Annotated in this window: 22 protein-coding genes and 1 tRNA gene; 5 read left to right on the top strand and 18 right to left on the bottom strand. The window is 62.5% G+C overall.

The genetic code is table 11. The features are described from left to right. Nucleotides 1-18: 18 nt before the first annotated feature. Nucleotides 19-1,149, top strand: a complete 1,131-nt coding sequence (locus E4P09_RS08790) for a 2'-deoxycytidine 5'-triphosphate deaminase (protein ID WP_137389100.1) — start codon at nucleotides 19-21, stop codon at nucleotides 1,147-1,149. 49 nt (nucleotides 1,150-1,198) lie between these two features. Here the strand turns inward: E4P09_RS08790 and E4P09_RS08785 are convergent, their stop codons facing one another. From E4P09_RS08785 to E4P09_RS08760, 6 genes are all read right to left on the bottom strand, one after another. After that, nucleotides 1,199-1,888 carry a glutathione S-transferase family protein gene (locus E4P09_RS08785; RefSeq protein WP_137389099.1) on the bottom strand — a complete coding sequence of 230 codons (690 nt, stop codon included), beginning with the start codon at nucleotides 1,886-1,888 and terminating at the stop codon, nucleotides 1,199-1,201. A gap of 61 nt (nucleotides 1,889-1,949) precedes the next feature. Continuing rightward, nucleotides 1,950-3,143 (bottom strand): M20 aminoacylase family protein, encoded by a 1,194-nt coding sequence (locus tag E4P09_RS08780; protein ID WP_137389098.1) that lies wholly within the window; start codon nucleotides 3,141-3,143, stop codon nucleotides 1,950-1,952. 12 nt (nucleotides 3,144-3,155) lie between these two features. Continuing rightward, nucleotides 3,156-4,313 (bottom strand): thiolase C-terminal domain-containing protein, encoded by a 1,158-nt coding sequence (locus tag E4P09_RS08775; RefSeq protein ID WP_137389097.1) that lies wholly within the window; start codon nucleotides 4,311-4,313, stop codon nucleotides 3,156-3,158. Further along, nucleotides 4,310-4,747 carry a Zn-ribbon domain-containing OB-fold protein gene (locus E4P09_RS08770; protein WP_137389096.1) on the bottom strand — a complete coding sequence of 146 codons (438 nt, stop codon included), beginning with the start codon at nucleotides 4,745-4,747 and terminating at the stop codon, nucleotides 4,310-4,312. Before E4P09_RS08770 ends, E4P09_RS08775 begins: the two co-directional genes overlap by 4 nt. Beyond that, on the bottom strand, nucleotides 4,734-6,308 hold the full coding sequence (locus tag E4P09_RS08765; protein WP_137389095.1) for a class I adenylate-forming enzyme family protein: 1,575 nt from the start codon (nucleotides 6,306-6,308) through the stop codon (nucleotides 4,734-4,736). The genes E4P09_RS08770 and E4P09_RS08765 overlap by 14 nt, the downstream gene beginning before the upstream one ends. After that, nucleotides 6,305-7,276, bottom strand: a complete 972-nt coding sequence (locus tag E4P09_RS08760) for an SDR family oxidoreductase (protein ID WP_137389314.1) — start codon at nucleotides 7,274-7,276, stop codon at nucleotides 6,305-6,307. Before E4P09_RS08760 ends, E4P09_RS08765 begins: the two co-directional genes overlap by 4 nt. Nucleotides 7,277-7,511: 235 nt before the next feature. On the opposite strand from E4P09_RS08760, the gene E4P09_RS08755 reads away from it, so the two are divergent. Continuing rightward, nucleotides 7,512-8,120, top strand: a complete 609-nt coding sequence (locus E4P09_RS08755; protein WP_137389094.1) for a TetR/AcrR family transcriptional regulator — start codon at nucleotides 7,512-7,514, stop codon at nucleotides 8,118-8,120. Nucleotides 8,121-8,256: 136 nt separating this feature from the next. Continuing rightward, nucleotides 8,257-9,270, top strand: a complete 1,014-nt coding sequence (locus E4P09_RS08750) for a cyclase family protein (RefSeq protein ID WP_137389093.1) — start codon at nucleotides 8,257-8,259, stop codon at nucleotides 9,268-9,270. A gap of 66 nt (nucleotides 9,271-9,336) precedes the next feature. Here E4P09_RS08750 and E4P09_RS08745 read toward each other — a convergent pair whose 3' ends face one another. From E4P09_RS08745 to E4P09_RS08700, 10 genes are all read right to left on the bottom strand, one after another. Continuing rightward, on the bottom strand, nucleotides 9,337-9,990 hold the full coding sequence (locus E4P09_RS08745; RefSeq protein ID WP_239025069.1) for an ABC transporter ATP-binding protein: 654 nt from the start codon (nucleotides 9,988-9,990) through the stop codon (nucleotides 9,337-9,339). A 50-nt stretch (nucleotides 9,991-10,040) separates the two neighbouring features. Then, the gene (locus tag E4P09_RS08740; RefSeq protein ID WP_205042048.1) at nucleotides 10,041-10,775 is read right to left on the bottom strand and encodes an ABC transporter ATP-binding protein; all 735 of its coding nucleotides are present in this window, start codon (nucleotides 10,773-10,775) and stop codon (nucleotides 10,041-10,043) included. Then, entirely contained in the window at nucleotides 10,775-11,725 is a 951-nt protein-coding gene (locus E4P09_RS08735) for a branched-chain amino acid ABC transporter permease (protein WP_239025068.1), read from the bottom strand. Before E4P09_RS08735 ends, E4P09_RS08740 begins: the two co-directional genes overlap by 1 nt. Beyond that, on the bottom strand, nucleotides 11,638-12,507 hold the full coding sequence (locus tag E4P09_RS08730) for a branched-chain amino acid ABC transporter permease (RefSeq protein WP_137389090.1): 870 nt from the start codon (nucleotides 12,505-12,507) through the stop codon (nucleotides 11,638-11,640). Before E4P09_RS08730 ends, E4P09_RS08735 begins: the two co-directional genes overlap by 88 nt. 73 nt (nucleotides 12,508-12,580) lie before the next feature. Further along, on the bottom strand, nucleotides 12,581-13,711 hold the full coding sequence (locus tag E4P09_RS08725) for an ABC transporter substrate-binding protein (RefSeq protein WP_137389312.1): 1,131 nt from the start codon (nucleotides 13,709-13,711) through the stop codon (nucleotides 12,581-12,583). A 306-nt stretch (nucleotides 13,712-14,017) separates the two neighbouring features. Continuing rightward, a complete protein-coding gene (locus tag E4P09_RS08720) occupies nucleotides 14,018-15,127 on the bottom strand; it encodes an ABC transporter ATP-binding protein (RefSeq protein WP_137389089.1) in 1,110 nt (369 codons plus the stop codon). A 40-nt stretch (nucleotides 15,128-15,167) separates the two neighbouring features. Further along, complete coding sequence (locus E4P09_RS08715; RefSeq protein WP_137389088.1) at nucleotides 15,168-15,947, bottom strand: ABC transporter permease; 780 nt, start codon at nucleotides 15,945-15,947, stop codon at nucleotides 15,168-15,170. 9 nt (nucleotides 15,948-15,956) lie between these two features. Further along, nucleotides 15,957-17,147 carry an ABC transporter permease gene (locus E4P09_RS08710; protein WP_137389087.1) on the bottom strand — a complete coding sequence of 397 codons (1,191 nt, stop codon included), beginning with the start codon at nucleotides 17,145-17,147 and terminating at the stop codon, nucleotides 15,957-15,959. Between the two features lie 34 nt (nucleotides 17,148-17,181). After that, nucleotides 17,182-18,213 (bottom strand): ABC transporter substrate-binding protein, encoded by a 1,032-nt coding sequence (locus E4P09_RS08705; RefSeq protein WP_170984310.1) that lies wholly within the window; start codon nucleotides 18,211-18,213, stop codon nucleotides 17,182-17,184. Nucleotides 18,214-18,337: 124 nt separating this feature from the next. Further along, nucleotides 18,338-18,982 (bottom strand): GNAT family N-acetyltransferase, encoded by a 645-nt coding sequence (locus E4P09_RS08700; RefSeq protein WP_137389085.1) that lies wholly within the window; start codon nucleotides 18,980-18,982, stop codon nucleotides 18,338-18,340. 93 nt (nucleotides 18,983-19,075) lie between these two features. On the opposite strand from E4P09_RS08700, the gene E4P09_RS08695 reads away from it, so the two are divergent. After that, nucleotides 19,076-19,150: transfer RNA gene (locus E4P09_RS08695), tRNA-Gly, on the top strand. 303 nt (nucleotides 19,151-19,453) lie between these two features. Next, entirely contained in the window at nucleotides 19,454-20,104 is a 651-nt protein-coding gene (locus E4P09_RS08690) for a glutathione S-transferase family protein (protein WP_137389084.1), read from the top strand. Here E4P09_RS08690 and E4P09_RS08685 read toward each other — a convergent pair. Beyond that, on the bottom strand, nucleotides 20,082-21,440 hold the full coding sequence (locus tag E4P09_RS08685) for an MFS transporter (RefSeq protein WP_137389083.1): 1,359 nt from the start codon (nucleotides 21,438-21,440) through the stop codon (nucleotides 20,082-20,084). The two genes, E4P09_RS08690 and E4P09_RS08685, sit on opposite strands and share 23 nt — an antisense overlap. Before the next feature lie 17 nt (nucleotides 21,441-21,457). Further along, the gene (argE, locus tag E4P09_RS08680) at nucleotides 21,458-22,582 is read right to left on the bottom strand and encodes an acetylornithine deacetylase (RefSeq protein ID WP_170984309.1); all 1,125 of its coding nucleotides are present in this window, start codon (nucleotides 22,580-22,582) and stop codon (nucleotides 21,458-21,460) included. Nucleotides 22,583-22,595 lie beyond the last annotated feature (13 nt).

Genomic DNA, 22,595 nt, shown 5'->3' with positions numbered 1-22,595 from the left:
CGAAAGGGCCGGCCTTGGATGATCACTCGACAGGAGCAGCCTTACGTGACCGCCAGCGTGCTCACCTCCAAGAGAGGCATTCTGCCCGCCCACGGCATCCGGCAGCTGGTGGAGGTCGGGGCGGTGATTGCGGCCGCGCCGCTGGATGTCGACCAGATCCAGCCGGCCAGCCTCGACCTGCGGCTTGGGCAGGTTGCCTACAGGGTGCGCGCGAGCTTCCTGCCCGGGCCGGAAGCAACAGTGGCGGACCGACTGAGGGAGCTCGCCCTTCACACGATGCCGCTGGATGGCGGCGCGGTGCTGGAGACCGGCTGCGTCTACATCGTGCCGCTGCTGGAGAGCCTGGCCTTGCCGCCGGGCATTCATGGGCTGGCGAACCCGAAGAGCTCGACCGGCCGGATCGACGTGTTCACGCGGGTGATCGCCGACTACGCACGCGAGTTCGACAAGATCGCCGCGGACTATGCGGGGCCGCTCTATGCAGAGATCTCGCCGCGCACCTTCCCGGTGCTGGTGCGCACGGGCTCGCGGCTGCCGCAGATCCGGTTCCGCTCCGGGCCGCCGGCCTGGTCGGATGCGGCAACCATGCTGCTGAACGAGCAGGAGCGGCTGGTTTCGGCGGAACGGGTGGACATCGACAACGGCATCGCCCTGTCTGTGGATCTGGTCGGTGCGGGGGACGATGCGCCCGTGGGCTTTCGCGCCAAGCGGCATTCGGCGCTGATCGACGTGGACAAGAAGGCCGCGCTGGACATCGCGGACTACTGGGACCCCCTGCCCCGCCGCGGCAGCCTCATCCTCGACCCGAACGAGTTCTATATCCTGGCGTCCAAGGAAGCGGTGAAGGTGCCTCCCACACATGCGGCCGAGATGGTGCCGTTCAATCCGCTGGTGGGCGAATTCAGGGTTCATTATGCGGGCTTCTTCGATCCGGGCTTCGGGCATGCTGCCGGACACGGGGAAGGCAGCCGCGCGGTGCTGGAGGTGCGCAGCCACGAGGTGCCGTTCATCCTCGAGGACGGACAAATCGTTGGCCGGCTGATCTACGAGCCGCTCACCGAGCCTCCGGAGCAGGTCTACGGGCAAGGCATCGGGTCGCACTACCAGAGCCAGGGCCTGAAGCTCTCGAAGCATTTCCGCGCGGGGTGAGGCGGCTGCCGCGATGCGGGAGCCGTGGCGGGCCGGCGCCCCTTGCGAATCAGCGAATCTTCGGCTCGGCCAGACGCCCGTCGAGATAGGCGCCCACGTCGTCCAGGCGCGTCTGCAGGCCCCCCTGGGCGTATGCGCGTTGCACGGCTGGGCGTAGAACGATGCGACCTGTGTGATCGGTCCATGCGGCGTGCCGGCGCATGTCCATGCCGATCAACAATCCCCAAGTGTAGAAGACCAGCAGGAAGGGATCGATAAGGCTATAGCTATCGCCGAGCGCCCAAGGTCTGCCCGCGAGGCTCGCCTCGATATGATCGTTGCATTCCTGCACGTTCTTGCGCGCCTTCTGCTGCATCTCGTCATGGAAGGCGGCATTCTCGGCAAATCGCTGGGTGCGCCAGAGCAGCCCGTAACCCGCAGTATGCAGGGTTCCCGACAGGTAGTTGAACCATTCCAGCGCGCGCGCTTCCGCGATGTGGCCTTGCGGGCGCAGCTCGGGCGTGTTGCGCGTGATGTACCAGCAGACCGCGGGCAGTTCCGTCAGGACGCGCTCCTGCCCCGGGATATGCAGGGCGGGAACCCGCCCTTTCGGATTGATGCGCAGATAGGCTTCGCTTGAGGTCTCGCCATTCCTGACGAGGCGCAGGTCGAGGCGGTAGGGTTCGCCGGTTTCTTCCAGGAGAACGTGGGCCGCGGAGGAACAGGTTCCCGGGCTGTGATAGAGGATCAATTCGCTCATTGAAATTCGCGCTCTTCGCAGTGGCGGTTGGCCTCAAGACTGTAGAGCCCGGGAGCCGGCGTCAAGCTGCCGAAGCAGGCGGCCGCAGCCACCCCTCAGCCAGGCGTACCCAGTAGGTGGCGCCCAGCGGGATGAGGGCGTCGTTGAAGTCGTAGCTCGGGTTGTGCAGCAGGCAGGGCCCCGCGCTGCGCCCCGTCTCGCGGTGCGAGCCGTCGCCGTTGCCGATAAAGCAGTACGCCCCCGGCCTGGCCTGCAGCATGAAGGCGAAGTCCTCGCCGGCCATGGTGGGTTCCTGCTTCAACACATTCTCCTCACCGACGATGGAGGCCATCACCTGACGGGCGAACGCGGTCTCTGCCTCGCTGTTGACGGTGGGCGGGCAGTTGCGAGAGAACTCGAACACGCACCTGGCCTCGTGCGCGGCGCAGATATGCTCGGCAATCTGCTTCATGCGCCGCTCGATCAAGTCCAGCACGCCGGTCGTGAACGTTCGGACCGTGCCCTGCAGCTCGCAGCTGTCGGGCACCACATTGATCGCCTCGCCCGCGCGGACCATCGTCACGGACACGACGGCCGCATCGATCGGCCGCTTGTTCCGGCTGACGATCAGCTGGAAGGCATTGACCATCTCGCAGGCGACCGGCACCGGATCGATGCCGTTATGAGGCATGGCCGCGTGGGAACCGCGGCCGCGGACGGTGATCTTGAACACACTGTGGGAGGCCATCACCGGCCCGGGACTCACAGCGAAGGTGCCCACCCCCTGGCCCGGCCAGTTGTGCATGCCGAACACCGCCTCCATCGGGAATTCCTCGAAGAGGCCGTCGGCAATCATCTCGCGCCCGCCGATGCCGGCTTCCTCGGCCGGCTGGAAGATCAGGTAGACCGTGCCATCGAAATTTCGGTGGCTGGCGAGGTGGCGCGCCGCCGCCAGCAGCATTGCGACATGGCCGTCGTGGCCACAGGCGTGCATCCTGCCCGTGGCCTTGCTGGCATGCCCGAAGGTGTTGGCCTCCTGGATAGGGAGCGCATCCATGTCAGCGCGCAGGCCGATGGCGCGGTCGCTCGTGCCGTTCTTCACGATGCCGACCACGCCGGTCCTGCCCAGGCCGCGGCGGACCGGGATGCCCCATTCGGTGAGCTTGGCCGCCACGAGATTCGCGGTGCGGTTCTCCTCGAAGCACAGCTCTGGATGCGCGTGGATGTCGCGGCGCAGGGCCACCATAGAGGCCGTTTCCATTTCAATGGCGTTCATGATCTTCGTGCTCTAGGAGGGTAATTCGTTCGAGAGGACCGCGGTGGCACTGGCAGCCTGGACGCCTCCCCAACCATGGCAGACGGAAACCCTAACGCCCGGGACCTGGGCGGGGGATGTGCCTCGAAGCTGGCGGATGCTCTCCTGCAGCAGGAACATGCCGTACGAGCCGGAGTGCGCGTAGCTCAGACCACCGCCATTGGTGTTCATGGGCAATCGGCCGCCAATCCCGGTGTGGCCCTCGGCGATGAACTCGGCCGCTTCGCCGCCGTCTCCCGCGAATCCAAGCGCTTCGAGCCCCCAGATGGGATGGTGCGCGAAGGCGTCGTAGATCATCAGGTGATCGACATCCTCGTGTTTGATGCCAGCTTCCGCGAAAGCCAGGCGGGCGGACCGCCGCGGTGCTTCCAGCCGCATGAGGTCGGAAATCTCAGCGATCCCGGTGAGGCGCGTCTCGGTGGCCTCGCCGCTGCCAAGCAGAAAGACAGGTTTGGTCGGGAAGTCGTCGACGCGCTCGGTCGAGCACACGATCAAGGCGCCCCCTCCGTCGCTCACCAGGCAGCACATGAGCTTATGGAGGGGCCAAGCCACAGGGGGCGAGGCAAGCACATCGGAGACGGTGATGGGCTGCCGCTGGCCGGCGCGCGGGTGCAGCCCCGCCCATTGCCGTTGCACGACCGCCACATTGGCCAGGTGCTCCATCGTGACACCGTGCTCGCGCATGTACCGCAGCACCGGAATGCCCAGCAACGAGGCCGGGCCCGAGGCCCCGTATGCCCATTCGAATTGCTCGGCAAGGCTCCCGGGAGGGTAGAATTCGTAATGCGGACCGCCGACCCGCGAGCGTCCGCTTTCTCCATGGGTGATCAACACGGTGCTGCACAGGCCGGCATGGATGGCCGCCGCCGCGTGGCGCAGGAGGATCACCCATGAGCAGCCGCCGACACTGGTCCCGTCCACCCACTGGGGCCTGACGCCGAGATATTGGGCGACGTCGGTCGGCAACTCGTAGCCGCTTGCCACTCCGTCGATGTCGGAGGCCTGGAGGCAGGCATCCGTCATCGCGTTCAAGGCGGCATCAGCGTGCAGCATCAGGTTCGACATGTTGGGGATGCGCCCCAGCTGCGTCGTTTCCGCTGCGCCGACGATCGCGACCGGCCGTGTCTTCATCGCCGTTTCTCCCGTGGCTGGAACACCGGCAGATGAATGTCATCGCTCAGCCGCTCGAACACCACTTCCAGTGGCTGGTCCAGTCGTAGTGCTTCCGGCGTCTGCGCAACGTTCACGATGCTGGTGACCATGCGCGGCCCCTCTTCCAGCTGCACGATGGCAATGACGTGAGGCTCTTGCGGCCAATCGGGACGTGGGCGGTGATTGATGACGAAGCTGTAAAGTGTGGCGCGGCCCGAGGCCGGGAATGCCTCCACGCTGCGTGAGGAACACTTCGGGCAGAAGGGCCGCGGCGGGAAATAGACGGTTGTACACGCGCGGCATTTCTGCAGCACGAGCTCACCTCGCTTGGCGCTGTCCCAGAAATGCCTGGTCTCGGGCGTGGGCGTCGGCACGTGCTTGCGCCGCGGCTGTGCTGGCTCACTCGAGTTCATAGTCTTTGTACTTGTTGCGGAGCTCGGCCTTCAGGATCTTGCCGGTCGGGTTCCGGGGGAGGTCTTCAACGATGACGACTGCGCTGAGGCGTTGGACTTTGCCGAGCCTTTCGTTCGACCACGCGCGGATGGCTTCCGGGGTGGCCCGGGCGCCGGGCCGAAGCGTCACCAGCGCGATCGGTGTTTCTCCCCACCGCTGGCTGGGAATACCGATGACGGCCGCATCGAACACCGCGGCGTGGGTCCGCACCACCTCCTCGAGGTCGGAAGCATAGATGTTGAACCCGCCGGAGATGATGATGTCCTTCTTCCGGTCGAGGACGTAGAGATAGCCGTCCCTGTCCAGGCGGCCCACATCGCCGGTCTTGTAAAACAGCCTGCCTCGGCCGTCGCGCCAGGTGATCTTTTCGGTCTCTTCCGGCTTATTGATGTAGCCCGTCATCATATAGGGCATGCGGCCGACGATCTCGCCGATTGCGTCCGGCCCCAACACCCTGCCGTCCTCGTCCACAATGACGATCTCGCAGCCCTTCACCGCTCTGCCGACAGAGCCCAGCTTGGCTTCCTCGCCATATTCGAACTGAAGCGTCCAAAGGCCGCCTTCGGTCTGCCCGTAGGCGACGATCAGCATTCCGGGCCATCGGCTTGTGAGGGCGGTCTTAAGCTGAGGCGTCACCGGCGAGCCACCGACGTAGATCATGCGGGTGGCGCGGAATGCCTCCGAGCGGAACGCGGGCGATGCCAGCACGCGCTCGGCCATGGTGGGCACCAGGACGAAGTGGGTGACGTCATACTTGTCCGCGGCCGCGATGAACGATTCCGGATCGAATTTCTCGAGGATGAGCGAGCGCGCGCCGGCCCAGACCTGGGACAAGAGCGGCGGGATGCTCATGTTCGAATAGAGCGGGGTCGCGATCACGTTCGTCGCGGCCTCGTCGAAGCCGAGGCCCGCGAAAGCCTTCGAGAAGGCCAGGCGCGAAAGATGCGTGTGGGCGATGCCCTTGGGGATGCCGGTCGTGCCCGAGCTATAAACCACATTGAATTCCGTATCGCCGGGGACGTCGTCATGGGCGGGTTCGGGCGCTGCACTACCCAGCCACTGGACGTAGCCCTGCCACGGGCCCGCCGCGAAATCGAGGCCAACCTTTTCGATTGCTGCGCTGTTCTTCCTTGCTTCCAGTGCGCGCTCGGCAAGTGCCCGGCACGCTCTGGACGCGATCAGCAGCCTGGGGCGACTGTCGTCAAGCATGGCGGCGATAGAGTGCGGCGTCAGCGACGTCGGCAGGGTGACGGCGCTGACGCCCGAAGCAGCGGCTCCAACGAACGCGACGGCATAGCTGGCGGAGTTCTCCGCCAAGAAGGCAACCCGCTCGCCAAGGCGGAGGCCCGCCCTGCGCAGCCTCGCGCCGATACGGAGGACCTCGGCGTGGAACTCGCCCCAGGTGACATCAGCGCCATTGCATGTGAATGCAATGGCGGAGGGACGCTGGCTTGCGTGAAGCGCGATGCGGCGCAGGAAGGCGTCCTCACCCGGCTCCTTCAGCTCTGCGATATCGATCATCGCAGAGTTCCTTCGGCGTTCGCTGCCAAATCAAGCCACTGGTTTCTGAGTTCTACCGGCATGTGCCTCGAGGTGGGGAGATAGACGTCGGTGATGCTGCGCGGATTATCGCAACGCGAGAAGTCGTTGATGGCCTGCCAATGGTCCGCCACGTCCTCGGCGGAGTGGTCGCCGGGCGCGGGGAAACAGTGGCCCTCGGTTCTCTGCCAGCGCAGCCGACTGATCCAGCCCCCGCCCACCTCGAACAATCCACCGGTGTCCCGGCACTGCTCGCTCGCCAGGAACACCACCAGAGGGGCGACCAGCTCCGGTTTCAGGAATTCGACGACGCCCGCTGGCCAGACGGTGGACGTGAACCGCGAGCCGGCGGCCGGTGCAATAGCATTGACGTGAATATTCCTGCCCTTTCCCTCCAGGGCCAGGGCGTTGACGAGCCCGAGCGTGCCCATCTTCGCGGCCGCATAGTTCGCCTGGCCGAAGCTGCCGTACAGACCGGAACTGGAGGACGTGCACACGATCCGTCCATAGTTCTGGCGGCGCAGGAATGGCCATGCCGCATGGGTCACCCGGTAGGTGCCCAGGAGGTGCACGCGATAGACTTGGTCCCACTCCTCGTCCGTCATTTTGTGAAACGTACGGTCCTGGAGGACGCCCGCGTTGTTGATGACGATGTCGATCCGCTTGAACGTGTCCATCGCCGCTTCGATGATGCGTGCGCCGTGTTCCACGCTTTCGGCGCAGGCCACGGCCTCGCCGCCGGCGCTCTCAATCGCTGCCACAACATCATCGGCATAGGAGGGCCCTTCGGCGCGCGGCAGATCATTGACGACGACTTTGGCGCCATAGGCGGCGAGCATCATCGCGTGGGCTCTGCCAAGCCCGGAACCGGCGCCGGTTATGACCGCAACTCTGTTTTCGAAATTCAGGGGTCTGGTGTTCACAGGCAGGTCCTCACCTTCTGGTATCATTGTTACCAACCGGGAACGACCTGTCAAGCCGGCGCTGCTCCAGGGCTGTCGGGCGAACCACGAAATGCGGTGCGCCTCGCTCGTTTCAGCCACATAGTTGAACTCGGTTTGAGATTCGCTTGTATATACGCTCTGTTCTGCCCGCAATTGCTTCGTAGGGGACCGAGACAAACGAGCTCGGAAGGCGGGCGGTTCACGCGTGCGGAGGGCTAAGAGATTGGAATTGAGCGAAGATTTGGCGCGCCGGATCGAAGAGGCTGTGCTGGATGTGTTTTCCACCAACGATTTCCATCGTGCCACCACGCGCGACATCGCGGCCCGCGCGAAAACCAGCCTGTCCAAGCTCTATGCCCTGGGCTCGACCAAGGACGAGGTCTTTTTTCATTTCGTTTCACGATGGGTTGCCCGGGTCGCGCGGGTGGTCGATGAGGGCATGGCAAGCAAACCTGACGCCAAAGAGCGCCTGCGGGCGGCGATCCATGTCGAGTTTGCTTTCTATGATCACGATCCCCGTCTGGCCCGCGCCCTGTTCCTGACACTGCCGCGCGGCGTTTGGATTCGCGATCCGAGCTTCAATGCCCCGGGGTTCCGCCAGCTGTTGAGAACCATCGAGCTGGGTCGCGCGGAAGGCACCATCCTCAAAGACATGGATATGGTGAACCTGGCCGACGCCGTCGTCGGCGTCATGGACCGCGCGATCCTGTCCTGGCTGTATCGCGGGACACCAAAGAAGCTCTCGGACAAGGCGCCCGACGTCTTCCATCTCGCTTGGCGCGCAATCAGCACGGAGCGAGAAGACAAAATGGCGCGCCCGCGAGCGCCACGGCGCAACGGGCGGTCATAGACCCCGGTCTCGCTTGACGCGGCAGAGTGAAGTTTGGTAGCGATGTTACCAAACGACGAAGCCACGGACGGCGTTCCCCTTTCCCCGCCCCGCCGTGAGCGTTCGCGGCTCACAACAGCTTGCGGGAGACACGGTCATGCACAGGGAGAACAAGCGCTTTCCGAGCTACGCCGAACTTCGCGACCGCAATGACGCCCCGCCGAGATCGGCATGGGGGGTATTCGGCGCCGAGGACGAGCTCGGAACCCTGAATTTCCTGACGCCTCAGCGCGTGCTGGACGCTATCGCCTCGGTCAAGACAGGCGAGGTGATCAACCTCAATCTGCCGCTCGAGGCGTTCGCATCACCGCTGAGCCCGACCCGGAAGAACTTTCGGCACAACATATTCGCGAATAACCCGTCTCACAGGGACGAATATCTGGACAATTTCTATCCGCAAGCGAGTAGCCACATTGACGGACTGCGTCACATCGGGCACCCGGATTTCGGGTTCTACAACGGCGCAGATCCCGCGAAATTCCAGCCGGGGGAGCCGCTTATCGGGGTCAACCGCTTCGCCGAACGCGGCATCGTGGGCCGTGGCGTCCTGGTCGATGTGGATCGCTTTCGCAAGACCCAGGGCAGACCTATCGACCACGCGGGGGCGGAGCGCATTCCAATCACCGACGTCGCCGCCGCCGCCGCCGACCAGGGGGTCGAATTTCGCTCTGGCGACATCCTGCTCCTCCGGATCGGCTGGGTGCACCATCATCTTCGCGAACTGACACCCGAGCAGCGCCTCGCCGCGACGCAACCCCTTCGCGTTACCGGTCTTCTGGCAAGCGAGGAAACCGTGGCCTGGCTGTGGGACAACCAGTTCTCGATGATAGCGGTCGACAACTTCAGCGTTGAGGCATTTCCGGCGCAGGAGGATTCACCCTTCCTCACCGAGGCCGAGCGCCGGGGCGAGGCTCCCAGAACATTGTATAGCGGCGTCATGCACAACGTGCTGATCCCGCTGCTGGGCTTCGTGCTCGGCGAGCTCTGGAACCTGGATGATCTTGCTGCGCGCTGCGCCGAAGACGGCCGCTGGGACTGCCTGCTCGTTTCAAGCCCGCTGAACCTGACCGGGGGCGCGGGCTCGCCGGCGAACGCGCTGGCCATTCGGTAGCGGCGGTCGGTGGCGGGGAAGGCCTGGCTTCGCGCAGCTGCCTCTCCCGCTGCCGACGCTTCCGGGTCAAAAGAGTTCCAATAGTTTGGACCGGTCGTCGAGTTCTGCCGGCAGGCCTGTGAAGACAATCTCACCGGACTTCATGACCAGAACCCGATCCGAGATTCCGAATGCTTCCCGAATATTCTGCTCGACCAGGAGTATCGAGAGCTTGCGCTCGCGTTGCAGTACGCGGATCGGCACCAGCAGATCCTGAAACAGCTTCGGCGCAAGCCCCACTGAAGGCTCGTCTAACAGCAGAATCTTCGGGTTCGACAGCAACGCGCGGCCCAGCGACACCATCTGCTGCTGCCCACCGGAAAGCGTGCCGGCGCGGCGCGTCCAAAAATTCTTGAGTGGGGGCAGGATTTCCATCACGTCGTCTATCCGCGCTGCTGCCTTGCTCCTGGTCATGCCGGCTGACCAGGCTGCCAGGGTGAACGTCTCCGACACGGTGAGGCCTGGGAACACACCGCGGCCCTCGGGCAGATAGGCAATGCCGGCGCCAGCCATGACGGAAGGCGACGGGTCGACGACCTCTCCGAACATCCTGATCCGGCCAGCACGCACCGGCACCAGGCCGAATAGCGCTTTGAGCAGCGTCGACTTTCCGGCACCATTGTGCCCGACCAGGCAGAGCACCTCGTTCTCCCGCATCGCGAAATCGAGCTTGGACAGCACGTTGCGATCGCCATACCCCACCGTGATCGCCTCGGCAGACAATGCCGCACTCATCGCGCGTCTCCAAAGTAGATGGCCGTCAGGTCAGGATTCTTGAGGATCTCGTTCGGCTCACCCTCGGCCAGGACCCGGCCTTGGTGGAGAAAGACGATGCGGTCCGCCAGATCGATCACGATGTCGAGGTTGTGCTCGATTAGGCAGACGGCCACGCCGCGACGCGCCGCATCCCGCAGCAGCGTCTTGAACTGGTCTCGCGAGGACGGATCCAGCCCCGATGCCGGCTCGTCGAGCAGCCAGATATCGGAACCGGAAGCGATGATCCGCGCCATCGAGAGAAACTTCCGCGCGGCATAGCCGAGTTCCACGGCAAGCTTGTCGGCATAGGGCACCAGCCCGGTCTGCTGCATGGCTTGCTCGACGCGCCTGTTGCGCTCGGCACCACTACCCCGCTGCCAGAACCAAACGTCCGGTTCAGTCGCGGTGCGCACGTTGTCACCGACACTCATGTGGTCGAAGAGGCGCAGATCCTGAAAGCTGCGGGCGATGCCCAGCCGGGCGATGCGATGGGGCCTCCAGCCGGAGATATCCCGGCCCCGGTACAACACGCGGCCGGCGTCCATGCGCAGATTTCCGGTGATCAGGTTGAACAGGGTGGTCTTGCCGGCCCCGTTTGGTCCCACCAACGCGGTGATCACGCCCGGCCGCAAATCGAAGCTGACATCCTCGTTGGCGGTGAGGCCCCCGAAACGCTTGGTTAGTCTTTCTAGAGAAAGAAAAGCATTCATCAGTGCCGCCCCGCAATTCCACTCGGACGGAACATCATGAGAAGAACCATCAGCAAGCCGTAGATGAGCTGCTGGACCGCACCGATGTCTTCGGCCGGAAGCCCGGGAATAAAGGACAGAGCGGAGGGCAGGAGGAGCAGCAGGACCGCCCCGACCAGCGGTCCGCTGAACGTGCCGATGCCACCGATCACAACCATTGCCACGATGAGAATGGACTGCTGGATCGTGAAGCTCTCGACATTGACGAACTGCAAGTAGAACGCAAAGAGCGCACCGGCGATGCCGGCCATCGAGCAGCCGAGCAAGGTGGCGAATGTCTTCAGCATCGGGATGTTCTTGCCGAGCGCCTGAGCTGCGGATTCGTTATCCCGCATTGCCATCAGAGAACGTCCAAAACTGCCCCGCATAAGGACGAATACGATCAGTAGATTGAGGACGAGGATGGCGAGACAGACGATCAGAAACGCGAAGCCGCCGCCGACGGGAATCCCGAACAGTTCGGCTTGGGGAATGCCCACCAATCCGCCCATGCCGCCGGTGATGGCGTGCGCGTCGGTAAAGACTGCAACGGCGACCATTTGCAGACCGAGGCTGGCGACAATGAAATATTCGTTGCGGACCCGGAGCGACGGCAGGGCGAGGCACACGGAGAAGACGGAAGTCACGATCACCGCGGCGAGGCACGCGAGCAGAAGGTCCGGTGTGATCAGGAGCGCTATCTGCGCGGCGGCATAGGCCCCAAGTCCCATGAACGTGGCGTGGGCAACGCTGAAGATGCCGCCATATCCGAGCAGCACGTTCATGCTCGATGCAAGAATGCCAAAGATAGCGATGAGGGTGGCCAGATTGACGAGATAGGGGATCACCGCGCAACCCTCACACCGAAAAGCCCGCTGGGTTTCACGAGGAGAAAGGCGAACAGCACGATGAATGCCGCGGCCTCCGACCACTGGGTGTTGACCAGCGCGACGACCAGGCTCTCGGCCACACCCAGCAACAGCCCCGCGACAATCGCGCCGCGCACGCTGCCGATGCCGCCGACAATCGTCGCAGCCGAACTGATCAGCATGATGTGAGTCCCCGAACTCGCCTGCAGGCCGGTGGTCGCGATGCCGAGCACGGCGGCCGGCGCGACCAATGCCGACCCAAGACCGAACGCCAATAGCGAAAGGCGATTGGCGGACAGGCCGAAACTGCGGAGCAGCTCCGGATTATCGGATAGGGCGCGCAGCGCTATGCCCGGGCGGGTCCGTCCGAGGATAAATCCGAAGGCCAGGAAGCACAGGATCGCAAGCAGCGAGACGACCCAGAACACTGGCGCAACGAACAGGCCGGGCAACAGCTCCTGCGAGCGTGTGAGCGGGGAGCTGATGGACTGAAAGCCGCGGCCGAAGGTCAGCTCGATGATGCTCTGCACGGCAATGAGGACCCCGAAGGAGGCGACGAAGACCGTGAAAAAGCCGCCGCGGTGCCGCTGTATCGGCTTGTAGACGTATTTTTCGATGAGAATCCCGAAGAGGGTTGCGACCAGCAAGGCGAGCAGCACTGCGAGAAGCCAGTGCCAGCCCATGGCCAGCCCGGCGAGAAAGCTGTAGCCGGCGAGCACATAGGTGGCGCCATGGGCGATATGAAACGTTCTCGTCGCGCCGAAGATGAGCGCAAAGCCGGCCGCAGCGAGCGCATAAAGCGCTCCTGTCTGGATGCCCACGACAAAGAGCTGGAGATAGAGCATCGAACCAAGGCGTCTCGTGATTGTGCAACGCCGGCGCAGCAGCCGTTGCTAGGTTGCCACGGGTCCCGAGGAATCACTGACTCTCGGACAAGCCCAGCGCTATGGTCTTCCCACCCGTTACGCGATTGAATTGAATCGGAAGGGAGATATCTCCGGAGTCGTCAAAGGTCCCGGTGCCGCCCACGAGCTGGAAGGTTCGCTGGCGCAGTATTTCCGCGCGCAGATTCTCGCCATTGACCGGTGTTCCGGTTTTCTCCAGAGCGCCCGCGACCAGCCCGAACAGGCGAACCGCGTTGTAGTAGTTGAGAGGGGCGAAGGTTGGATCGCCGCCGTATTTGCTTCGCCAGTCCTCCACGAAGCGCCGCGTGACGGGGTCGTCCGAATTCCAATCGGTGACCTGGCTGGTATAGACCAGCCCCTCCGATTCAGGCAGTTCCAGGACCGGGGGCGTGATGCCGACGGCCGAGGTGCCCAACAGCGGCACATCGATGCCGTTCTCGCGCAGCTGCTTGACCATCTGGGCCAGTTGCACACCATAGGCCATGAGATATACCGCATCCGCACCATCCGCGCGGAACTTGGCGGCGATGCTGCCAAACTGCTGCACCGTCGTCGCCACCGGATAAGCGCTCACGAGGGCTGCTCCGATCTTCGGCAGTTCCTCTTCGAACAGCCGCTTGGCGCCTTGGCCGGCCGGGTCGTCGATGTAGATCAAGCCGAGCTTCTTATAGCCCTCCTTCTCCATCCATTTGACAGCGGCGCCGATTTCCCGGGTGAGGAGCGGAAGGACGTTGAAGAAATACGGCGAAAGCCCACTCATATCCGGCCCGACGGCACCGCCATTAACCATCACGACCTTCCCCCGCTCGCCGAGAGGGGCTGCGGCCTTGGAGACGCCGGTCATCGACATGAGAACCCAGATCGCCTCTTCCACATTGACCAGCTTATTCATCCCCACGGCACCGCCTTGCGGGGTTCCAAGGCTGTCTTCCAGCCGTATTTCGACAGGGTTGCGGAGCATCTTGTCCGCCTCGAGATGCTCGAGCGCCAGCATCGCGCCCCTCGCATACATCTCGCCGCCATAGGCGGCGGGGCCGGACAGCGGGAAAAGCGCTCCCAAGATGTATGGCTTTTCCGCGCTCTGGCTCAGGGTCGGGATGGCCAGTGATGCGAGCGCCGAGAGCGCCACGCCAAGGCCGCCCATGACCAATTTGCGTCTCGTGATCATATTTCCTCCCACGAATGCTTGGCTCGTTCTTGTTGTTCGAATGATCGCAGCCGATAGCGGAGCCTTGGCCGGCGATCGATTTAGTAACGATGTTACCAACGTCTCATTGGTCGCGTCAAGCCGGGGAAAGTGGCCGCTTGAAATACACGCAAACGCGACGAGAGACGCTGGACCGGAGAGTCCATCAGTGATCGGAGAAATGCTGCCGGCAGCTCAGATACGGCTTAGGTTTCTCGCTGGTCAGATCTTTTCATCCAATGAGCCGACAGGTGAGCGGAGAGCTCAAACAAGCGCATTTCCCTCTTCATCGAACCTGTTCACGCTGTCCGCCGGCCAGCGCACCCAAACGGCATCTCCCTTCGCGAGGCTGCTGACACCGCTGCTCGCGCTGGCTTTCGCGACGATTTCAACCCCGCCGCAGTCGACGAGAACCCTAAAAACATCGCCGACGAAAATGTTCTCGACCACATTGCCATTCAAAACACAGCAGCCATCGTCCGCACGCGGAGACCGGCTTATTTCAATCTGCTCTGGCCGCACGGAAAGCGTCGCCTTTGTGCCTCGCGCTGCGTGAGTTTCCAGCGGGATCGAAAGTCCGAACTGTCCGACCTCGAGAACCTTGTTCCCGGTCCGGGCTATATTGACCACGCCGTCGATAAAATTCGATTCGCCGATGAAACCCGCGACATAACGATTTTTCGGCCGCGTATAGAGCGCATAGGGGGCATCGTACTGCTGAATACGCCCGTCGCGAAACACGGCTATCCGATCAGACATAGTGAGCGCCTCGCCCTGATCGTGCGTGACATAAACGATCGTTGCGTCCAGGCTGAGATGAAGCCGCTTGATCTCCAGCTGCATCTCCTCCCGAAGATTCTTGTCCAGCGCGCCCAGGGGCTCGTCCATCAAGATGAGCTCCGGTGAAAAGACCAGCGCGCGGGCGAGGGCCACCCGCTGCTGCTGCCCACCGGACAATTGATTGGGAAAGCGGTCTTCCAGGCCGGACAGCCTGACGGCCGCCAGGGACTGTCTTACTAGCTCCTGCATCCGTGAGCGAGAAACGCGCCGCGCGCGGAGAGGATAGGCCACATTCTCAGCGACCGTCATATGTGGAAAGAGAGCATATCCTTGAAACACGAATCCGATATTGCGCTTGTGCACCGGGACGTTTCGAACGTCGGCGCCATCCACCTTCAACATTCCCGACGATAACGGCTCAAACCCGGCCAGCATCATCAGGCAAGTGGTCTTGCCGGAACCGGACGGCCCCAACAGGCTGACGAAGGATCCGCGATCGATGCTCAGATTGACGCCCGCCACCGCCGTGGTCGAGGCGCCGTAACGCTTTACGACATCGATGAATTCGATGTGAGGGTTCTGAGAGCGGCTCAAACTCGCCTCCCCAACCGTGAGACAACTTTCGCCACGCAGGCTACCGAACTGCGCGCTGCAACCGGAACAGAGTCAGTGCAATGATCAATGTGATTGCCATCAGGATCACCGACGCGGCAATCATCACCGGAGTGATGTCAAACTTGAGGCTGGCGTAAAACTGAAGCGGAACGGTCGTCTGTCCCGGCCCCCCGACGAAGCGTGTGGCAATGACCTCGTCCAGTGAAACCGCCGCAGCAATAATCGCCCCGGCCAGCACGCCCGGTGCGATGAGAGGCGCGGTCACCGTGCGGAACACGCGCCAACGGTTCGCCCCCAGACTCAGCGCTGCCCGCGTGAGGGTCTCGTCGTAGTGCTGCAAGCTGACGCCCACGGTTATTGCGACGAATGGCAGCCCCAACAATGCGTGCGCAAGAGTGACCGCCGTATAAGATGCGAGCAGCCCCAAAGTGAACATGGAGAAGAACAGGGCGATACCCGTCACCACGAGGGGCACGCCCATGGGAAGCAGGATGACGGCGATTGCAGCCATACGCGCCTTGGCCGGCAGCCGGTGAGCACCGACCGCGAATGCCGTTCCGAGAACGGTGGCCAACAGCACAGCGACCGCCGCGACCTGCAGGGTCGCCCGGCCAGCGGCAAGCCACGTGTCGCTGGAAAACAATTGATCGTACCAGCGCAACGAAAACGCCTCGACCGGATAGGTGATAAAGGTCGAGGAGGTAAAAGATATGGGAATCAAGAACAGCAGCGGCGCCAGCAAGAAAACGTAAATTGCAACGACATATGCGTATGAGGCTATGCTGACCACCGCTTTCATGCTCACCCCTCAGACATACTTCATCCGTTCCATGATCTTTGTCAGGAACAAGAAGGCGACCAGGAACACGGCAGTGATGACCAGCAACTGAATGCTGAGCATTGCCGCCATGCCCCAGTTACCGGATTGCAGGGCATAGTGGGCGATCCAATAACTGATCATCTGCTCGTGCACGCCGCCGAGCAGCGCAGGGGTCAGGTAGTAGCCCATGGCCAGCACAAAGCTCATCACCATGGCCCAATACACGCCCCTGATCGTCTGCGGGAAGAACACCGTCAAGAAGGCCCGCGGCCAGGCGGCGCCAAGCGACATGGCCGCTCGCATGGCCTTCGGGTCCACACCTTTTACCGAGCTGAATATGGGCAGAACTGCCAGGGGGAGACTGACGTGAACCATCGCGACGTAGACGGCGAACCGGTTGTGCAGCATGACCAGCGGCTGGTCGACCGCGCCGGTTGTTAAGAGCATCTTGTTCAGAATGCCGTCCTCTCGCAGAACAACGATCCAGGCCTGTATTCGCACGAGAAACGACGTCCAGAACGGGATCATCAGCAGGATCAGACAAAACCGCTGGACAGAAGGACTGCTGCGGGAAATCAGATACGCGAGCGGGTAGGCCAGCGCGACCGACACGAACGTGACGACCAGGCTTATCTCAATGGTCGTCACGATCGTGGGAATGAACACCCTCCGTGACGCATCCACGGCTGCAATGGCGTCCCTCTCATCTCGTTCCAGATCAAGCGCCGACAGGAGATTCCTCGCGGTAAATCTGTGCGAATTCCTCTTCAGAGCTCGCCAGAAGCGAATGTCCTGCCATCGCTCGTCGGCTTCCAGGAGGCTCCCCTCCGCCGGCTGATCCCGGCTGTCATGCAGATAACGGAGCGTGTTGCGTATGAGGCTCCTGAAGCCGGCCACGTCCGAATTCAGGATCGGGAGCACCTGGCCGAGCTTTCCGGACCGGTCCGCTGCAACGAGCTCGTCCTCGAACACCCGCATGGTCTCCATGTCGGGCAGCCGAGACTTTCCCTCCCATTCGCGCAGGGCCGCAGATGCTTTGGGAAAGACACTGACGAAACTCGGCTCATGGAACGCCTGGAGAAAGATCCAGGCGACCGGCGCTATCAACAACACAAATACGAAGATCAGTCCGGGGAGCGCTAGCAGTGCGGTTGAGGAAAGCGCCGCAACACGATGCATTTTGATCCTTCCACACACCAGCCCCGGCGAAATGCTACCGGCTGAGCCAGGCATTGAAACGCTTGTTCAGTTCTTCAAGATGGTCGACCCAGAACGTCTCGCTATCAATCAAGCCTTGCTTCAAGCGCGCTTCGTCCGTTACGTAGGGCTTGAGATCGTCGCGTATCAGCTTGTCGGCTCCAACCGCGGTAGGCCCGAGCGGATAAATGTTGATCATCGCGGCTTGTGCCTCCGGGGACGTGACCCATTTGAGAAACGCATACGCCGTGTCGAGATAAGGGGAGTTGGCCGGAATGACCCATGAATCCATCAGATAGATTGCCTCGTTCCACACGATGCCCAGATTGGCTCCGTTCTGGACCCGGCTCCAGATGCGGGTCGAGGGCGACATGGACATGACGACCTCACCAGTCGCAAGCCACTCCGCCGACTGGGCGGTTGCCTCCCACCAAAGAATGTTGGGCTTCAATTCGGCGAGCTTGTGGAACGCCCGGTCGACACCTTCTGGGGTGGAGAGCACCTCGTAAACCTTGTCCGGAGAGACGCCGTCCGCCATCAGCGCAGCCTCGAGCGTGCTGCGGGGCGACTTCCGCATGCCACGCTTGCCGGGAAACGCCTCAACGTCCCAGAAATCGGCCCAACTCTTCGGCTGCGCGCCGCCGCCGGCACGGTAGCCCAGCACAAGGCCGAGCACGAGCGCCCCTGCGCCACATTCGCTCGCCGCGCCAGGAACCAACCGGTCCTTGCCGCCAAGACGCGCCCAGTCGAGCCTTTCAAACAATCCGTCGTCACAGCCGGCGACCAGATCGGGGGTCTCGACCGTGACCGCATCCCACAGGGCCTGGCCAGTTTGCTTCATCGCCTTGAACTCGGCCGTCCCGCCGCTGTAGGTGGCGACGTCGTATTTGATTCCGTGCTTTTCGGCGAAGGGATCGAAGAGCGCTTTGCGTTGTGCTTCCGTGTAGTCGCCGCCCCAGGAGCCGATGGTGAACAGCCTATCAGCCGCCTGCCCTGGCGCCACAGCGAACGCAAGCAACAGACCAGCTATGATCCAGGTTTTGGCCATGCTTGTATCTCCCATTCGACACGACCGAATTCGTCGATCGATCCCCATTTCTCTCGTTCTTGTTCGCAGGACCAGCCCGAACAGATGCGCAGATTGTTTCGATTTCTTCTGCGGCAGTCCGGATCTATATCTCTTTTCTTATGATGTAGACGGGCGCACCCTTGTGTTCCCGCACAGCTATGGTTCGAAAACCTATAGCGTGATAAAGCGAGTTCTCCATAGCCGTCGAAGAATAGAGAAGCGTATAGCCGAGTTCCCGGGCCCTGTTCTCCACCATGATACTGAGCCGCGTGGCCAGCTTATGCCCGCGCGCCGATTCAGCCACCCACATGTTGCTGAGCCACGGCTCCACGCCGGGCAAGTAAACGTTGGGATGAGCGACTGCGCCAAGAGACGTTTGACGCAGGCTGACGAGGGCCTTCACCTCGCCCTGTGACATGGCGAGAAAGGTGACTGGAAGCACTTCGCCTTGCGGCCTCGGCGCAAATTGCTTGCGCATCTCGTCCAAGCTAAGATCGGAAAACTCTGCCCACTGCCGGAAATTGATCTGCGCCACCTCTTCGGCAAAATCCGGCCGATCACTCAGCTCAACGATCTGAAAGCCCGACGTCGGATCCCGCTGGTCTGGCAATGACTTGGAGACCATTTCAACCATAGCCCTCCTCGAGTTGGTAACGATGTTACTGATCCGGCCCGGGCGTGTCAACCAAACTTCCGTTGCGTTTGCAGCTTGGCCGACCGCGATCAGGCCGTCATTATTCGCAGTCATACTCGCCGCGAGCCTCCTTAGGGAAAAATGCGCTTGACAGACGGAGGCGTTTTGAGCTAAGCACTTGAAAATCAATGATTTTCATCAAGATCTGCGGGCGTAGTTCAGTGGTAGAACGTCAGCTTCCCAAGCTGAATGTCGTCGGTTCGATCCCGATCGCCCGCTCCAAATTCCCGAGCAGCTCCAATCGGTTGACGGCCTACCACGGATCTGGCGTCCCTCACGTTCTTCATGGAACGTTCACTTGCCGTTCCGCTTCTCGCGGAGTTTAAAGAGAGTCATCGAGCGGTCGCTGTGTGTGGCACCGGGTTGTCGCGGCCATTGCGGATGCAAGGTCGTCGGTAACGAAGCGAGCGCCCGGGGCGTCGTTCGCGATAGCCCCTGGGTAACCGGTGGGCTATGACTTGACGGCGCTGCCATCGGGATCAACACGGACGCACGATGCGTCATGCAACCACCAGGAGCGTTCCCGTGACCCCCACCATCACCGCTTTTGAACGGTCGCCCGATCGCGGCAAGGGGCTGGCGCGTGACATGCGCGTTCGCTGGGCGCTCGAAGAAGTGGGCCAGCCTTACGACGTTCGTCTTGTTTCCTTCAAAGCGATGAAGGAACCCGCGCATCGCGCGCTTCATCCTTTCGGGCAGATTCCGACCTATGAAGACGGCGATCTCGTCCTGTTCGAGTCGGGGGCGATCGTGCTCCATATCGCCGAGCGCCATGGGGGGCTGCTGCCAGAGGACGCGAACGGCCGGGCACGCGCGATCGCGTGGATGTTTGCCGCGCTCAACACGGTAGAGCCGCCGATCTTCGACCGCGATCTCGTCAGGATCCTCGAGCGGGACGAGCCCTGGTACGAGCAGCGGCTGCGTTTCCTCGAGGACAGCATCCGGAAGCGGCTGGGCGACCTTTCCTGTCGCCTTGGCGATGCCGACTGGCTCGATGGCGCGTTCAGCGCCGGTGACCTGCTGATGGTAACCGTGCTGCGCAGGCTGAACGGATCGGGCATTCTGGAGGAATATCCGAACCTCGCCGCCTATGTCGCCCGCGGTGAAGCGAGGGCCGCCTACAAGCGTGCTTTCGACGCTCAGTTGGCGGTTTTCACCGCCGCGTCATCCGGCTGAAAAGCGCCGTTCCGCTCGCCTCGACGCGAGCTGCCGTTTCCAGCCTGGCTGGGTGCAGAAGAAAAACCAATGTCGTGCCTAAGGTCACGGCCGCTGTCACATAGGCTGCAGGCGACAGGCTGCTTCCGGTGCTGGCGATCAGCCAGGTTGCAATGAACGGTGCAAATCCACCGAATATGGTGACGGCCAGATTGTAGGCGATCGACGTTCCTGTGGATCTCACTGCTGGCGGGCAAATCTCCGCAATCGCGGACGGTGCGGTCCCGGTGAAGGCGGCGATCAGAACCGCAAATATTGCTTGAAAGGCGATCAATGACCCGGTTCCCGGCGATCCCGTCAGGAAGGCAAGGAGCGGATAGGTCAGAAGAGCGATCGCGATTGCCGGCCAGAGCAGCAACGGCCTGCGGCCGATACGGTCGGAGAGAGCACCGAACATCGGCGCGAGCACCAAGATGATCGCCAGACTGATGCTATTGGCGAGAAACGCCGTGCTCTGCGGAAGTGCAAGCTCGCGAACCGCATAGGTGGGCATGTAAACGAGAAAGAAGTAGGTGCAGACGGTCCAGGTAACAGTAATTCCGAAGCCGATCACGATGCTGCGCTTGTGAAGGCGCAGGGCTTCGCTGAGCGCGGACTCCTTCCTCTGGCTGGCTGCCTGGATGAATTCCCCCGTCTCCCCGGTCTTTGCGCGGATATAGAAGCCGACGGGCCCGATGAGAAGGCCAAGCAGGAACGGCACGCGCCATCCCCAGCTTTCCAGTGCTTCCTGAGAAAGGAGTCCGGTCACGGCTACACCGACGAGAGACCCCAGCAGAAGTGCACATGCCTGGCTCGCCTGCTGAAAACTCGCGAACAAGCCACGCCGGCCCGCCGGTGCATGCTCGACCATGAAAGCCGTGGCCGTCCCGATTTCCCCACCCGCAGAAAATCCTTGGATGAGCCGGGCCACGACAATGATGGCGGGGGCCCACAACCCAATGCTGTCATAGGTGGGGGCCAAGCCAATCATGGCCGTTCCAAGCGCCATAAGCAGGATGGTCACCGAAAGGGTGAATTTGCGGCCCTTGTGGTCCGCCATACTGCCAAGGATGACAGCGCCTATCGGGCGCATGAAAAAGCCGACGCCGAAGGTGCCCACCGTCAGAAGCAATGCCGCGGTGTCGTTCTCCGCCGGGAAAAACAGTTTCGATATGGTGATGGCGAAGAAGCCATAGACCGCAAAATCATAGGTTTCGAGCAGGTTGCCTATCGTTGCTGCTATGACGGCACGACGTGATCCCGGTCCTGCCGGGGGCATGCCGGTCCGAATACCTTTGTCGAAGTGTTCCGCTGCCATTGATGTCCCCCCTTTTGCTAGGGCGCGGAGAGTTCCTCTGCCAGCCGCGCTAGGAAAGCGTCGCAACTTGCGAGCTGCGATTCTTCGATGAATTCGTTTGGGGCATGTGCCTGAGCGATGTCGCCGGGCCCGCAGACCACGGTTGAGAGTCCCGCCTGCTGAAAGAAACCCGCCTCCGTACCGTATGCCGCACGCTCCGCCGCATTGCGCCCGGTCAGGCGGGCACAGAGCGCGAAAGCGGGATTGTCCCTCACGGGCAGCAGAGCCGGGATGTCAAGACGCTCTTCGGTTTCGACTCGACAGGCCGGATCGATGCTTTTCATGCGGATTTCGAGTTCGCGGGCCAGCCGCGCCGCGCCGACTACCACCTTGTCCAACGCGTCCCGTGCATCGAAACGGGCCGACCATTCAACCTCTGCTTCGCCCGCGATGATGTTATGCGCCGTGCCGCCGCGGAACCGGGCAAGATTCAGAAGCAGCCCTGTCTTGGCAACATCCTCGCCTCTTGCCAGCTCGCGCAGCCGCCAGAGGAAATCGAGACCCATTTCGACAGCACTGACCGCACGTTCCGGGCGGCTGGAATGGCCGGCGCGTCCGAAAAAGCGTACGATCTCGGCATGGGCGCCAGGATGGCTGTCGACAATCGCCATCGCGGTCGGTTCCCCGACGATGACCATGGAAGGAGGGAGGGCCTGCCGCTGCAGCGTATCGAGGAGCGGTCGGGTTCCGAGACAGCCGATCTCTTCGTCATAACTGACGATGATGTCGACCGGCCGCTTCAGCTCCGCTGCCATGAGGCGCGGCACCGCCGCAAGCGTGCAGGCGAGAAATCCCTTCATGTCGCAGGCGCCGCGGCCGTAGAGCCGCGACCCGCGACGGGTAAGTCGGAACGGTGGTGTGTCCCAGTTCTGATCCTCGACCGGCACCACATCCGAATGGCTGCTGAGCGCGATGCCGTCGGGCGCGTTCGGCCCGATGCGCGCGGCCAAGTTGAACTTGGTGCCTTCGGCGTTCGGAGCAAGAGCGCTCTGCACGCCGAAGCCCATGAGATAGTCCCGGATCCACAGCGTCATCTCACGATTCGACTTGCTGCTGGTCGTGTCGAATCCGACGAGTTTTTCCAGGATTTCGAGTGTGCTCATCTGCGAGGCTCCT

It is taken from the genome of Rhodoligotrophos defluvii (genome assembly GCF_005281615.1).
GTDB classification, from domain to species: Bacteria; Pseudomonadota; Alphaproteobacteria; order Rhizobiales; family Im1; genus Rhodoligotrophos; species Rhodoligotrophos defluvii.
Note: the sequence above shows the minus strand (reverse complement) of the source record. Positions and strands in the feature narration are given on the sequence as shown.

What these genes read in the sequence shown, in the direction of transcription:
- E4P09_RS08775 (WP_137389097.1), bottom strand. Translation starts at nt 4,313, where the DNA reads ATGAAGACACGGCCGGTCGCGATCGTCGGCGCAGCGGAAACGACGCAG.
- E4P09_RS08725 (WP_137389312.1), bottom strand. Translation starts at nt 13,711, where the DNA reads ATGGGCGGCCTTGGCGTGGCGCTCTCGGCGCTCGCATCACTGGCCATC.
- E4P09_RS08685 (WP_137389083.1), bottom strand. Translation starts at nt 21,440, where the DNA reads ATGGCAGCGGAACACTTCGACAAAGGTATTCGGACCGGCATGCCCCCG.
- E4P09_RS08705 (WP_170984310.1), bottom strand. Translation starts at nt 18,213, where the DNA reads ATGGCCAAAACCTGGATCATAGCTGGTCTGTTGCTTGCGTTCGCTGTG.
- E4P09_RS08770 (WP_137389096.1), bottom strand. Translation starts at nt 4,747, where the DNA reads ATGAACTCGAGTGAGCCAGCACAGCCGCGGCGCAAGCACGTGCCGACG.
- E4P09_RS08750 (WP_137389093.1), top strand. Translation starts at nt 8,257, where the DNA reads ATGCACAGGGAGAACAAGCGCTTTCCGAGCTACGCCGAACTTCGCGAC.
- argE (WP_170984309.1), bottom strand. Translation starts at nt 22,582, where the DNA reads ATGAGCACACTCGAAATCCTGGAAAAACTCGTCGGATTCGACACGACC.
- E4P09_RS08780 (WP_137389098.1), bottom strand. Translation starts at nt 3,143, where the DNA reads ATGAACGCCATTGAAATGGAAACGGCCTCTATGGTGGCCCTGCGCCGC.
- E4P09_RS08710 (WP_137389087.1), bottom strand. Translation starts at nt 17,147, where the DNA reads ATGCATCGTGTTGCGGCGCTTTCCTCAACCGCACTGCTAGCGCTCCCC.
- E4P09_RS08765 (WP_137389095.1), bottom strand. Translation starts at nt 6,308, where the DNA reads ATGATCGATATCGCAGAGCTGAAGGAGCCGGGTGAGGACGCCTTCCTG.
- E4P09_RS08730 (WP_137389090.1), bottom strand. Translation starts at nt 12,507, where the DNA reads ATGCTCTATCTCCAGCTCTTTGTCGTGGGCATCCAGACAGGAGCGCTT.
- E4P09_RS08715 (WP_137389088.1), bottom strand. Translation starts at nt 15,947, where the DNA reads ATGAAAGCGGTGGTCAGCATAGCCTCATACGCATATGTCGTTGCAATT.
- E4P09_RS08740 (WP_205042048.1), bottom strand. Translation starts at nt 10,775, where the DNA reads ATGAATGCTTTTCTTTCTCTAGAAAGACTAACCAAGCGTTTCGGGGGC.
- E4P09_RS08790 (WP_137389100.1), top strand. Translation starts at nt 19, where the DNA reads ATGATCACTCGACAGGAGCAGCCTTACGTGACCGCCAGCGTGCTCACC.
- E4P09_RS08700 (WP_137389085.1), bottom strand. Translation starts at nt 18,982, where the DNA reads ATGACTGCGAATAATGACGGCCTGATCGCGGTCGGCCAAGCTGCAAAC.
- E4P09_RS08760 (WP_137389314.1), bottom strand. Translation starts at nt 7,276, where the DNA reads ATGATACCAGAAGGTGAGGACCTGCCTGTGAACACCAGACCCCTGAAT.
- E4P09_RS08785 (WP_137389099.1), bottom strand. Translation starts at nt 1,888, where the DNA reads ATGAGCGAATTGATCCTCTATCACAGCCCGGGAACCTGTTCCTCCGCG.